The organism is Streptococcus mitis (assembly GCF_946188615.1).
Classification (GTDB): domain Bacteria; phylum Bacillota; class Bacilli; order Lactobacillales; family Streptococcaceae; genus Streptococcus; species Streptococcus mitis_BZ.
The window spans coordinates 153,066-166,409 of record NZ_CAMHVK010000001.1 but is presented as its reverse complement, the minus strand read 5'-3'; the positions used below and the strand labels follow the sequence as shown (position 1 = coordinate 166,409).

General features: G+C 35.9%; 16 protein-coding genes and 1 pseudogene. 13 read left to right on the top strand and 4 right to left on the bottom strand.

What is annotated here, in order from left to right; translation table 11 throughout:
• Positions 1–115: 115 nt before the first annotated feature.
• From OCF95_RS00720 to OCF95_RS00705, 4 genes are read right to left on the bottom strand one after another with little or no spacing between them, the layout of a single operon-like run.
• A complete protein-coding gene (locus OCF95_RS00720) occupies positions 116–415 on the bottom strand; it encodes a DUF5960 family protein (RefSeq protein WP_001072467.1) in 300 nt (99 codons plus the stop codon).
• Positions 402–770, bottom strand: coding sequence for a hypothetical protein (locus OCF95_RS00715; protein ID WP_000567222.1), 369 nt, complete (start codon positions 768–770; stop codon positions 402–404). The genes OCF95_RS00720 and OCF95_RS00715 overlap by 14 nt, the downstream gene beginning before the upstream one ends.
• Positions 771–782: 12 nt before the next feature.
• On the bottom strand, positions 783–1,118 hold the full coding sequence (locus tag OCF95_RS00710; protein WP_000806926.1) for a DinB/UmuC family translesion DNA polymerase: 336 nt from the start codon (positions 1,116–1,118) through the stop codon (positions 783–785).
• Complete coding sequence (locus OCF95_RS00705) at positions 1,115–1,360, bottom strand: hypothetical protein (RefSeq protein ID WP_001813542.1); 246 nt, start codon at positions 1,358–1,360, stop codon at positions 1,115–1,117. The genes OCF95_RS00710 and OCF95_RS00705 overlap by 4 nt, the downstream gene beginning before the upstream one ends.
• Before the next feature lie 805 nt (positions 1,361–2,165).
• Between OCF95_RS00705 and OCF95_RS00700 the strand changes: the two genes are divergently transcribed.
• The 13 genes and pseudogenes from OCF95_RS00700 (at position 2,166) to OCF95_RS00640 (ending at position 13,197) form a co-directional block, all read left to right on the top strand.
• Positions 2,166–2,888, top strand: a complete 723-nt coding sequence (locus OCF95_RS00700; protein ID WP_049518643.1) for a MurR/RpiR family transcriptional regulator — start codon at positions 2,166–2,168, stop codon at positions 2,886–2,888.
• An 8-nt stretch (positions 2,889–2,896) separates the two neighbouring features.
• Positions 2,897–3,649 (top strand): MurR/RpiR family transcriptional regulator, encoded by a 753-nt coding sequence (locus tag OCF95_RS00695; protein ID WP_049518645.1) that lies wholly within the window; start codon positions 2,897–2,899, stop codon positions 3,647–3,649.
• Positions 3,650–3,797: 148 nt separating this feature from the next.
• Positions 3,798–5,228 carry a 6-phospho-beta-glucosidase gene (locus OCF95_RS00690; RefSeq protein WP_049518647.1) on the top strand — a complete coding sequence of 477 codons (1,431 nt, stop codon included), beginning with the start codon at positions 3,798–3,800 and terminating at the stop codon, positions 5,226–5,228.
• A gap of 12 nt (positions 5,229–5,240) precedes the next feature.
• Positions 5,241–5,543: a PTS sugar transporter subunit IIB gene (locus tag OCF95_RS00685; protein WP_001020606.1), complete on the top strand. Its 303-nt coding sequence runs from the start codon at positions 5,241–5,243 to the stop codon at positions 5,541–5,543.
• Between the two features lie 10 nt (positions 5,544–5,553).
• On the top strand, positions 5,554–6,867 hold the full coding sequence (locus tag OCF95_RS00680) for a PTS sugar transporter subunit IIC (protein ID WP_049518650.1): 1,314 nt from the start codon (positions 5,554–5,556) through the stop codon (positions 6,865–6,867).
• Positions 6,868–6,880: 13 nt separating this feature from the next.
• Entirely contained in the window at positions 6,881–7,201 is a 321-nt protein-coding gene (locus tag OCF95_RS00675) for a PTS sugar transporter subunit IIA (protein WP_049518651.1), read from the top strand.
• Between the two features lie 8 nt (positions 7,202–7,209).
• Positions 7,210–8,476 (top strand): annotated as a pseudogene (gene gtfA, locus OCF95_RS00670) (sucrose phosphorylase).
• Between the two features lie 262 nt (positions 8,477–8,738).
• Positions 8,739–9,482 (top strand): CPBP family intramembrane glutamic endopeptidase, encoded by a 744-nt coding sequence (locus OCF95_RS00665; protein ID WP_038806089.1) that lies wholly within the window; start codon positions 8,739–8,741, stop codon positions 9,480–9,482.
• Between the two features lie 154 nt (positions 9,483–9,636).
• A complete protein-coding gene (locus tag OCF95_RS00660; RefSeq protein WP_049518655.1) occupies positions 9,637–10,443 on the top strand; it encodes an alpha/beta hydrolase in 807 nt (268 codons plus the stop codon).
• Between the two features lie 11 nt (positions 10,444–10,454).
• Positions 10,455–10,583, top strand: coding sequence for an ADP-ribosylglycohydrolase (locus tag OCF95_RS00655; protein WP_261104630.1), 129 nt, complete (start codon positions 10,455–10,457; stop codon positions 10,581–10,583).
• Between the two features lie 99 nt (positions 10,584–10,682).
• On the top strand, positions 10,683–11,300 hold the full coding sequence (locus OCF95_RS00650; RefSeq protein ID WP_000573124.1) for an SAP domain-containing protein: 618 nt from the start codon (positions 10,683–10,685) through the stop codon (positions 11,298–11,300).
• A 40-nt stretch (positions 11,301–11,340) separates the two neighbouring features.
• Positions 11,341–12,195, top strand: a complete 855-nt coding sequence (locus OCF95_RS00645; RefSeq protein ID WP_049547191.1) for an ADP-ribosylglycohydrolase family protein — start codon at positions 11,341–11,343, stop codon at positions 12,193–12,195.
• Positions 12,196–12,312: 117 nt separating this feature from the next.
• Positions 12,313–13,197, top strand: a complete 885-nt coding sequence (locus OCF95_RS00640) for a diacylglycerol/lipid kinase family protein (protein WP_261104627.1) — start codon at positions 12,313–12,315, stop codon at positions 13,195–13,197.
• The last annotated feature ends 147 nt before the right edge of the window (positions 13,198–13,344 follow it).

Below are 13,344 nucleotides of genomic sequence, written 5' to 3'. Positions count from 1 at the left end.
TTAAGGTAGTCGCTGGTCAGTATAGTCTGTTCTGGTTGGCGACTCCATTGTTAAAGAGTATAAAGACTTTAGATTTTATGAATATTAAAAATAGGAACAGTCAATTGAACTGCTCCTATTTTTCTGCTAAATATATTGTAGTTTTCTTATATGTATAATGATAGATTAGCGGATTCTCATCTACGGTACTTACTTCAAATATGAAGAAGTGATCGCGGTTATCTCTGGACTTTTCCTTATTGAGGACAAAGTAATTCTTACGTGAAGTCGCCATTGTTTTTAGGATATCATCAGTTAGGAAGGTCAATGGAATATTCATGTTAGAGTAGCGGTAGAAGTCACGTTCAAAATCTTGGTAGCTCTCGCTATAATAGTCCATTTGTAGGTGATTACGCTGAAACTCAAGCTGATTCATAGAGCACCTCCTCGACAAGTTCAATACTAATAATGTCTTTTAATTTCAAATTGATGTGACCTGTTGTAGTTTTTATCAAAATGAAATCTTTGGTCAGACTTGGTATTGTTCCAGTGTAGGAAACACGCTTGTTTTTTTCAATCACTTGAATGCGTGTGCGTAGCTGCCCGGCGTATACTTGACTGAGGAGTAATAATTTCTTCTCTAGTGATAAGTCAGACATGTACGTTACTTTGTTTGTATCATCAGAGAGTGCTGATGCATGTTCAGATAGGAAAAAGCCCATCCATTTTTGCATCTTTGTATCCTGGTACTCTCTTGCTGATTGAAATGGTAAATATGAACGGTCAATCATATCAAATCCTTTCTATGCAGAGGCAAGGGTATTTTTATCAAATTGAATCGTAAAACCTTGAATTCCCCCACCTGTGTAACATTCTTTAAAGCGATTGATTACCTCAGTATAGATTATCACAGATGAGCTTGTTGGCTTAATGCTAAATGTAAATTCCAATGGTAATCGGTTTTCAGATTTAGCATGTACTAGTCGTATCGATATTTCAGTTGTTTTGAGTTTTCTCTGACGAAGTTTTGAAGTTGCTGTTTCAACGATTCCATGTAAAAATCTTTCAAGCATTTCAATATCATTACATCCTTTGCTACGGATTTCTGAAAATTGTACTGTATTTTTTTCTTGTTTCATTTTAATCCCTCCAATCCACCCGCGGAATGACCACCGATAAGTTTACTGCGTTCAATATTTCTGGAACCTTCAGTTAGGACGGTTCCTTTTTGTATGGCTAAAAAACCAAACTGTTCTCTGACAACATCAATAGCTGTCTGAAGTCTATTATCTTTTTCAATTTGTTCTACATCATCAAAGAGTGATAGTAGAGTATAGCTTTCATCTACGAAGCCACTATAAGATACACCAATTTGTCTCACTGCACCAGAGGTGTATTTTTTCGGAATAATACAAGTACATGACTCACCATTGTTTTGGGGAGATTTGCGGGTTCAATTTTATTCTGAGCATTTATAGATTTTTTCATCTCAGTCCTAGAATAGCCAATATGAATAGAAACGACAGTAGTCAATACTAGGGCTACTGTTCCGTTCCACAGTATCATTTAAAAATCATTTTCACACCCTTTCGTCTATTAGTATAGAAGAAAGCTCTCAGCACATGTCGAGTGTGTAGCTTTGCTTGTAAAAGCCTAGAACATTTTGATAAATCGCAATAATGAAAAGCCTTGGTTTCAAGGCTTTTTGTATTGGCGTGGGGGAGTATTATAGTGAGAAAATTTTTGGAATGAATAGAAGTGATAGCTAGAAATTATCAGTTTCTATTTACATTTACCCTGTGGGTATGTGTTTCTTTCCATTGACAAGGAGTTTGTGGGAATAGAAACGTCCCCACCTTACATATCTCCAGAATGGGCGATTGAAATTGAGACAATTTAATAGAGATAAGCTCTTGTTATGTTTCTTTTAAGTCAATAAACTAACAATACTCAAAGTATGCTCAAAAATATGATATAATCTAGGACATAAGGCAATACTGTTTTAAAGTATTTTCTCTTAACCATGTCTCGTTAGACAAATCTGATTCGTCTGGTTTTCTAATGGATTTTAATGCTGACTTGGTTTTATAGCCATTATGCTCTCCATTATTTTAGTGTAGAACACTTTGGTTATTAGTTTTTTGTTACATTGTAAGCAAATCAATAGAGATAGAAAAAGGAATTATATGTTTAGTTATGAGGTTGTAGCAAGTTTTAACGACTTAGAAAATGCTATTTATACAACTATTTTAGAAAATGAAAATATATCCTCTATGACAATCAAGGAATTGGCCCAACTTGCACATGTATCAGTTGGAACCGTACAACGATTTTGCAAGCATCTAGGATTTGATGGATATAGCCATTTTAAGATTGCTTATAAAGAATATTTAAAAAATGAGCAAATTATTTTAAACAATCAAGACAATCATTCTTTGAAGTTATTCATTGATTATACTGAGCAAGATACTTTTTTGCAGCTGATTATGGAGGCTGTGGCAATCTTAAAGAACGTTGAACAGATTGTTTTTGTCGGAATTGGTTCCTCTGGAACTTTAGGTCGATATGGAGCGCGCTATTTTTCAAATATTGGCAAATTTAGTATGTGTATTGAAGATCCTTGGCAACCAGTGCTACAAAACAGTATGGAAAAAACTTGTGTCATTGCCTTATCCGAATCTGGTGAGACTTCTCAAACATTGAAAATTGTACAAAAATTAAAGGAAAAAGGTTGTCCAGTTATTGCCATCACAAATACATTGGAATCAACATTGTCAAGGCTATCTGATTGCTCCATAACCTATCATGTTCCTCAATTATTTTTAAATGGGTTTAATATTACGACGCAGGTACCTGTTATTTTCATTATTGAAATGTTAATGAAACAACTATATACTACAAAAGCATAAGGGTGTCTATGAATTTATTTGATTATCATAAAGTAAAAGGGCTAAATAATAGTGAATTAAGCGTGTATAATTTTATATTGCAACATAGAGATAAAGTTGCTACGATGACTATCAGAGAGCTATCGACATCTATAAATCTATCGACAACAACCATCATTCGTTTTGCGAAAAAGATGGGATTTGATAGCTACAATGATTTAAAGTATGTCTTGTCAAGGTCAGAAGATAAGGAAAATAAACATCGTCACTACTTTCCTATTGATATTCCAGCAATACAATTTTTACAGACTAGTGTTCAAGATGAAGCTTTAAAAAAACAACTATCAGAGATAGCAGACTTGATCGTTCAAGCCAAACAAGTTATCTTTTTAGGGGTGGGTACTAGTCTAAGTTTGGCAGAATATGGCTCATATCTTTTTTCTGGAATCGGTATTTTTAGCTTTGCTATCACTAACCCATTTTATTCTCTGAAATTGCATCATTCTAATTTGGAGGATGTTTTGGTTATTGCTCTAAGTGTCAGCGGTGAGACAGAAGAAGTTCTAACTCTGGTACAGGGATTCAAAGAAAGAAATGCTAAGATTGTTAGTCTGACAAATACAGATATTTCCACTTTATCACAGCTATCGGATATAAATTTATCCTACTTTATGCCAGTTGCCTATGCAGATTCCTCGCTACGTTCCACTAATTTGACCACTCAGATTCCAGTTGTCTATTTTTTAGAATCCTTACGTTACCAAGTTTATTTAAAAAAATAGGAGTGAAAACTCTTGTTTTTTTTATGTAACAAATATTGTTCGACTGTACATTTATTTTCTATCTCAATATCTATTGTCAGCAGGTACAGTATGTTATAAAATAGACTTGTTCATAGCGCTAGTACAAAATACAGAAAGGATTGGTAAAATGGCAAAAATACCAGAAGGCTTTTTATGGGGTGGGGCAGTTGCTGCTCACCAAATTGAAGGAGGATATGATAAAGGTGGAAAAGGCATTTCGATAGCCGATGTGATGACAGTTGGAAGTGCTAGCCACTCTCGACAGATTACTGATGGCGTCTTACCTGACGAATATTATCCGAATCATGATGCAATAGATTTTTACAGAACCTATAAGGACGATATACAATTATTCGCTGAGATGGGATTTAAGTGTTTTCGAACTTCGATTGCCTGGACTCGTATCTTCCCAAATGGAGATGAAGAAGAACCTAACGAAGAAGGGTTGAAATTTTATGATGATTTATTTGATCAGCTTCTAGCTCATCAAATTGAACCGGTCATCACACTCAGTCACTTTGAAATGCCCTATCATCTAGTTACTAAGTATGGTGCTTGGCGTAATCGCAAGTTGATTGATTTCTTTGTTCGTTTTGCGAAAGTCGTCATGGAACGATATAAGGACAAAGTTAAGTATTGGATGACCTTTAACGAGATCAATAATCAAGGTGCAATTAATGTTCCTTGGTGCTCATGGACTAATTCTGGTGTCATTTATCAAGAAGATGAAAATCCAGTTGAGGTACTACAGCAGGTTATCCATTATCAGTCAGTGGCTTCTGCAAAAGTTGTACAATTGGGTCGGAAAATCAATAAAAATTTCAAAATTGGTTGTATGCTGGCAATGGTACCATTTTACCCGAATACATGTGATACAAAAGATATACTTGCTAGCCAGAAGGCAATGGAGCATCGTTTATTTCACTATGGAGATCTTCATGTTTTTGGAGAGCGTCCTTACTATATTGAGGCCTTTTGTCGAAAAAATAATATCAAACTGGATATTATACCAGAAGATCTAGAAACTCTAAAAGAAGGTTGTGTAGATAATATTGGCTTGAGTTACTATATGAGTGATACAGTGACTTCTACAGCATCTGAGGAAACAGAAGAACTTTTCAAAGATGTTTACACTAAGAAAAACCCCTATATTGAATCAAGCGATTGGGGTTGGCAGATAGACCCTGAGGGATTACGCTATAGCTTAAATCTTTTATACGATCGCTATCACTGTCCGCTTTTTATAGTTGAAAATGGATTCGGTGCTTATGATAAGGTAGAGCCTGATGGAATCCATGATTCTTACCGCATTGATTACCTCAAACAACACATTGAACAAATGATGTTAGCGATTGAAGAAGATGGCGTAAATGTCATTGGTTATACCCCTTGGGGCTGTATCGATATTGTTAGTGCTGGTACAGGTGAAATGGAGAAGCGTTATGGCTTTATCTATGTCGATAAGAATAATAATGGCGAAGGAACTTTGCAACGAATGAAGAAAGATTCCTTTACATGGTATCAAAAAGTGATTGCATCAAATGGAAACGAATTATAAGGAGTAATTAAAATGAATATTGGATTGTTTTGTGCAGCAGGTATGTCAACAAGTATTTTGGTTGAGCGTATGAAAGAAGCGGCTCAGAAAAAAGGGAAAGATGCAACAATTGCAGCTTATTCCATCAGTGAATTGGAACAAAGAGTTGGAGATATTGATGTGGCTCTATTAGGCCCACAGGTTGGTTTCCAACTTGAAAAAGCAAAAGAAATTTGTGCTTCTCACAATGTTCCTGTAGAAGTGATTGCAATGGCTGATTATGGTACTGCAAACGGTATGGCAGTTCTTAAACAAGCTTACATGATGAAAAAATAAGGAGACGATGATGAAGGATAAACTGATTAAAAAGTTTGTTGATAGGATGATGGCCTTTGTCAATACCAAAGGTGTAACAGCGATAAAAGATGGTATTGTTTTCTCTATGCCATTGTTGATTGTTGGCTCCATCTTTCTTATCTTGGCCAATCTTCCAGTTCCAGCTCTAGCAACGATGTTAGAAACTAGTGGTATTACCCCTGTTCTCAATCAAGCAATTGGTGCAACCTTTAATATCAGTGCGATTGTAACAGTCATTGGGATTGCGTATACCTATGCTAAGCTAGAAAAACAGGAGCCGCTTGGGGCAGGTGTCATTGCCCTAGCAGTTTTCTTGCTAATCCAGCCCTCCAGTTTGATTTCTAAAAATGGGGATGTAGTTGGTAACATTATTCTGAAGGATTGGACTTCCGGGAAAGGGATGATTGGTGCCATTATCGTTGGTTTGATAGTAGGAGCAAGCTATTCTTGGTTTTTGAAGAAAAATATCAAAATCAAAATGCCAGATGGCGTACCAACTGGTGTAGCCAACGCATTTTCAGCCTTGATTCCTGCTACTGTTATTATCACAGCGGCAACGATCTTTGTCGGACTTGTTGAACAATTGTTTAAGGTCACAACGATTGAAGTGATTTATAATCTTATTCAAACACCAATGCAAGGCTTGACTGACTCATTGTTTGGTGCGGTGCTTATGTGTTTCCTTGTACCATTCTTATGGATGTTTGGGGTGCACGGCTCAACTGTAGTTGGTGGCATCATGAGTGGCTTGCTACAGGCGAATGCTTTGGAAAACCAAGCCATTTTAGATAAGGGCCTAGAATTAAATCTAGCCAATGGCGGTCATATTGTGACGATTCAATTTTTTGATCAATTTATCAATGTTACAGGTGCCGGGATTACGATTGGTTTGGTAGTTTACATGGTTGCATTTGCAAAATCAAAACAACTAAAAATTCTTGGACGTCTTGAAATGGTTCCAGCCATCTTTAATATCAATGAGCCGGTGCTCTTTGGTTTGCCGATTGTAATGAATCCAGTTTTAGCAACTCCCTTTATATTAACGCCTATTTTATCTTGTATCATCCAGTATTCAGCGATTTATTTTGGACTGACACCTATGTATGGTGCCGTTCAAGTTCCGTGGACTTGTCCTCCAATTATTTCAGGATTTATCATCGGTGGTTGGAAAACAGCCTTGTTGCAAACACTTATTTTGGTTATGTCTTTCTTTGTTTATTATCCGTTTATTAAACAGATGGATAAACAAGCTTTACAAGCTGTAATACAAGAAACAAGCGATTTAGAAGATGAAGATTGGTAAGAGAGGTATTAAAATGGACGAAAAAGTACTCGAAGTGTGTTTTCAAATTATCACCTATGTAGGAACAGCAAAATCTATGTACATCAATGCTATTCAATTGGCTAAGCAGGGTGAATTCGAGCAGGCTAAAGATAGAATTAAACAAGGCGAAGAAGCATTTGTACAGGGACACAATGCTCACCACTCACTTTTGACAAAAGAAATGAATGGGGAATTAAGCGAAACAGGTCTACTTCTGATGCATGCTGAGGATCAGTTAATGAGTGCAGAAGGTTTTCGAACGATTGCTGAGGAATTTATAGCAGTCTATAAACGCTTTGAGGAAGGTAAATAGAGCAAGTTATGAAAGTAAAAAATCAAGCAATGTTAATTACCTATTCAGACAGTCCTGGAAAAAATCTGAAAGACTTGAAGTAGGTCTTAATCTCAGCCAAGTCGCCTTTTCCCTTGATTTCCTAGAAAAGAAAGATGAGTCTGCCTATCCGGATTTGTTTATCCACTACAAAAACTTTTGGCCAAACAGTGGGCCGACTCAGGAAGATGTAGACCTGATTTACAAACGGAAGCCACGTGCTCCCTATAGCATTGCCAAGTTTGCTGATGGTAGTGAGGAAAAAGTTTGGTGTACCTTTGATGAGCAACAGATCGACCTCGATGTGACAAGAGAAACAACTCGTCGCTTTATTCAGGAAAATCTGGAACAGCTGGCGGACCACGGAGCTTCCATTATTCGCTTGGACGCCTTTGTCTACGCCAATAAGAAAATCGGCACCAACTGTTTCTTTGTTGAGCCAGATATTTGGGAAATGCTTCATTTTCCGTGTCAGCTATTGGCACCAAAAGGAGTGAAAATTCTTCCAGAAATTCATGAACATTACACCATTCAGCAAAAAATCGCTGAGCAAGACTACTATGTCTATGACTTTGCCCTTCCGATGCTGGTTTTTCATGCTCTTTATTCAGGTAATGTCAAACGTCTTGTTCACTGGATGGAAATCTGCCTCGCAAGCAATTTACAACCTTAGACACGCACGATAGTATCGGAGTGGTCGATGTCAAGGACTTGCTAACAGATGTTGAAACAGAGGCGACAAGAGAAGCCCTCTATGCCCAAGGAGCAAATGTCAAAAAGATTTACAGCTCAGAGGCCTACAATAATTTGGATATTTATAAGAAAAATTGTACCTACTATTCATCTTTAGGAAATGATGACCAAGCCTATCTCTTGGCACGTGTGCTTCAATGTTTTGCACCAGGTATTCCGCAGATTTACTACGTTGGCTTGTTGTCAGGAGAAAATGATATCGAATTGCTCGAATCAACCAAAGAAGGCTGCAACATCAACCGTCACTATTACGATTTGGAAGAAATTGAGCGAGAAGTTCAACGCCCAGTTGTGCAGTCCTTGTTCAATCTGCTCAAATTCCGTAATACCAGCGCAGCATTTGATGGAGAGTTTGCTGTTGACATGGAAGACGCTAATACTATCCACATCAGCTAGACCAATACCGATGCCAATACAGTGGCAGAATGAAGAGCTAATCTGAAAGATAAATCATTTGAAATTACAGAGAAAATAGATAGTGAAAGAACATCGATTTATCTATAATAGAATACAAACGAGTGGTGGAAACGTTTGATTTCCTCACTCTTTTTGTTAGCTAGTTAGTAACAAAATAGTACTTAAACGTAAACTATGAATTATATCCTGTTGTGACGATAATTGTTCGAGAATATTCGTAATAAAAAACAGGAACAGTCAATTAAACTGCTCCTATTTTTATGATAGAATATAGGTAGTTATAAATCGAGAGCAACTAAGAAGCAGTAACAAATATTACATATAAAATAATCAAAATAAGGAAGATAAAATGACAGAAATTGACAAAAAGAATTTAAAAAATTATCTTTATTGTACATTTGGAATTACTTATATAGCTTGGGGGATTCTTGCCATCTTTACTCAATCTTATATTTTGGGATTAGAGACATTTATAGGAAGAATATTACATATAGTTGGTGCACTTGGACCAGCTATTGCAAGTGGCTTTTATTTAAAAAGTAATAATATAAAATTTAAACATTTTTTATTTAATAAGATAGAAAATAGTAGTATTTATTTCATTTATCATATGTTAGCAATTTTGATACTATTTTCTGTATCTTCCTTAGAATTAAACGGAGTATCCATTTATCTGATGCCATTATTCTTTATACAACTAATTTTTTTTGGTGGTGGACATGAAGAATTAGGATGGAGAGGAATATTACAGCCATTACTTGATAAAAAATATACTTATTGGCAATCTAATTTGATTGTAGGTTCAATCTGGGGAATTTGGCATCTGCCTTTATGGTTTATAGTCGGAGAAAGTCATCAAGGATTTCCTTTCATTTTATTTTTTATATATACATTATTTTTAAGTTTTGTTTTAGGGCTTCTTTATCGTCAAACGAAATCTGTGGGGTACTGTCTATTATTTCATGCGTTCGCAAATTTGTTAAATCTCTATTTTGTGTTAAAAATTAATCTTATTTTTATTATCATTTTTATTGGTTATTTGATTTATACTATATTGGCGAGTAATAGAATTAGTAAGGAAACAACATTTTAAAATTTAGATCAGGATATCCATTATTGAAAGTAACGTGTGGTCATTCTAGATACTCAATGTTAGGGACTTTTCTATTTGATGAGACATCACTGCTTGTACGAGCTGATTAAACATGGGTGTAGCTAGTGAAAGTCCTACAGTAAGGAGTTTAAACATGAAATTCCATGAATTTGGTGATAAGAATTTGCCTCCTATTTTACTGATACATGGTGGTGGAAGTTCTTGGTGGAATTATCTTCGTCAAGCACGAATCTTGTCAGAAGAATACCGTATTATTCTACCCACTTTGAATGGCCACGGCGAGGAATATCAACTTGATTATGTTTCTACTGAAGATTCTGCTTTGGAGATTCTAGACTATATCAAAGAAAACTGTGGTGGGAAATTGTTTGCAATCGGTGGTGTTTCACTTGGTGGTCAAATTGCCATGGAGCTTTTGTCTTTAGACAGTGAAATTGCTGAGAAGGCCATCATAGATGGAAGCCTCTGTATTCCTCAACCAAGGTTAGCTAAAATCAGCATCTTTCTAGTGTCTCTATTTGGTAAACTGATGTTCAATAAATTCTCTTGCAAACTTCAGTTAAGCATGATGAACAAACTCTATCCAAAACTGGCTTGTCCAGAGGAAATAAAAGCTTATTATTTGGAGGATTTGCCAAGGACCCCTGTCAAAACATTGGTGACCATTTACAAAAACTATATGGGATGTTACAAGCTGAAAGATATGATTTCTGCTAGCAAGGCTCAGGTTCTGTATATCTATGGTGAAAAAGAATTGAACTGTGTGAAAGAATCAGCGAAATTATTTCATCAGCTACATTCAAATACAATTTTCTATGAAGCAAAGGGCTATAACCACGGCTATTTATCAGCTTACCTACCTTATGAGTGGATTGATTTGGTGGTGCCATTTTTAAAGAGTGACTCATTAGAAATGTGTAACGAATCTGATATGCCATAAGGAGGAAACGGATGCTAGGAGCAATTATTGGAGATATTGTAGGTTTAGTTTACGAATGGAACAATATCAAAACGAAGGATTTTTCTTTATTTTGTGAGGATTGTTTTTTCACGGATGATACGGTAAGTCCGAATCGCTGAGTGTGTGATTGTGATCTGGTGTCCTAAGTATGAAAAATGGCAAACAGTAAAGTACTCTTTTAAGGTGAAAACCTAAACTGGTTTTAAGGAGGTGTTATATTGATAGAGAGCAGACCTGAGTTTGATAAAATCGTATCATTTGATGAGTTTAATAAATATTATTGGTATCGTGATGAACTTTCACAACTATGTAAGTCATTAGGATTAGAATATAGAGGTACTAAACAAGAACTCAATCATATTATTGAGCAGTACTTTCAGGGGAATTTTATTAAAAAATCATCAATAAAAAATAAAAAGAAACGAGTAGAAGTCGTTACCTTGGACACACCCTTGCTTGAATGTGGATTCTCCTTTAATGCACACTTTAGAGAATATTTCTCAACTTTAACAGATGTTTCTCCATTTAAATTTACTGCTGATATGGCTACAGCTTGGAGAAAAGTAAAAAGAGAAAATGATTTGAGTTTTACAATCCAAGATATGCTAAAAGTCTATTATGGAAATTCAGATTATGCCAAGTATGATCATTCGGTTTGTCAATGGAATCAATTTTTAAAGGATTTCTGTGTAGACGAAAATAGTCGTAACTACTCAAACAAGTTAAAAGTAGCTTCTATTCTTTGGAAAGAAGTTAGAAATTCAAAAGCTGAAAAAATTTATTCAAAGAATCTTTTGACTGAATATGCTGATAAAATAAAAGAGTATGGGAAGTAGAAAAATCAGTCTAAACCAATAGTTCACGAGGAGGAATCTTATGCTAGGAGCAATTATCGGAGATATTATCGGTTCTGTTTACGAATGGAACAATATCAAAACAAAGGACTTTCCTTTATTTCGGAAGGATTGCTTTTTTACAGATGACACGGTTATGACCTGTGCTGTTGCAGAGGCGATTATGAATGGGGGACAAAAAGACGACTTCATTGACACGATGAAGAAATATGGTAGAATGTATCCTGATGCTGATTATGGTGCTCGGTTTAATGCATGGCTAAACAGCGATAACCGTGATCCTTATAATAGCTTTGGAAATGGATCTGCTATGCGTGTTTCTCCCTGTGCTTGGCTTATGGACTGTGGCTTTTGTGCAAGAACTGGTATGACACCATCAACTAGAAAGCTTGCACGACTTTCAGCAGAAGTCACCCATAATCATCCAGAAGGTATCAAAGGAGCCATGGCGACAACTGATGCTATCTTTCTGTGTCGTTATTACTTTGGAGGTTATTGCGGAGATTATGAGCAACCAATTAACGACAATCCTACCGAATGTAAAAAACGGATTAAGGATTATATTGAGAAGGAATACGGCTACAATCTATCTCAAACTTTAGATGAAATTCGCCCTACATACCGTTTCAACGAAACGTGTCAGGAAACTGTCCCTCAAGCCATTATTGCCTTTCTTGAAAGTACAGACTTTGAAGATGCGATAAGAAACGCTATCTCACTTGGTGGCGACAGTGATACACTTGCTGCAATCACTGGCAGCATAGCAGAGGCAGCTTATGGTATTCCTGATTGGATAAAGGAAAAAGCATATTCTTACTTGGATGACCCCTTAAAGGATGTACTCAGCCGATGGGATAATAAGGTTGATATAAAATAAAAGCAATCTCCAGTACGTCATATTTCTCTTTTCCGTATTTTCATTGTATAATGGTAGTACATTTACATGCATACGATGAAATATAAACATTTCTAATGAATATTAAGGAGAAAATCAATGAAAAAAGCAATGTTAATTATCAACCCTACCTCTGGTGGGGAGAAGGCTCTGGATTATAAAGAAAAGCTGGAGAATAAAGCAAAAGAATATTTTGAGCAAGTGGAAACCAAAATTACAGAAAAAGCGCTGGATGCAACACATTTTGCTGAAGAAGCTTCTCGTGAGCAGTACGATGCAGTGGTTGTTTTTGGTGGAGATGGGACTGTCAATGAAGTCATTTCGGGTATTGCTGAGAGAGACTACATTCCTAAGTTAGGGATTATCCCTGGTGGTACTGGTAATCTCATTACGAAACTTTTGGAAATCAATCAAGACATCGATGGCGCAATTGATGAACTGGATTTTGATTTAACCAATAAGATTGATATCGGAAAAGCGAATGACAATTATTTTGGTTATATTTTTAGTATCGGTTCTCTACCTGAAGCGATTCACAATGTTGAAATCGAGGATAAGACAAAATTCGGTATTTTAGCCTATGCTGTAAATACCATGAAGTCTGTCATGACGGATCAGGTATTTAACATTAAGGTTGAGACAGAAAATGGAAATTATGTTGGTGAAGCTAGCCATGTTTTGGTTCTCTTGACAAATTACTTCGCTGATAAGAAAATCTTTGAAGAAAACAAAGACGGCTATGCCAATATTTTGATTCTGAAAGATGCGTCTCTATTCTCCAAATTATCCGTCATCCCTGATTTACTAAAAGGAGATGTTGTCGGCAATGATAATATTGAGTATATCAGAGCGCGTAATATTAAAATCTCTTCAGATAGTGAGTTGGAGTCAGACGTTGATGGCGATAAATCGGATAACCTACCTGTAGAAATAAAAGTTCTAGCTCAGCGAGTTGAAGTATTTTCAAAACCGAAAGAGGATTAGTATATAGAGAAAGCCTTTTTTAAGGCTTTTTGTATACTTTAAAAGATAGTTCTTTTAAGAACTGACATTCCTTGAAAATAAAATACGAAAGTAGTATACTAGAATCACAATTATGAAAACGTTTGCGTCTTAAATGCAACCAAGTAA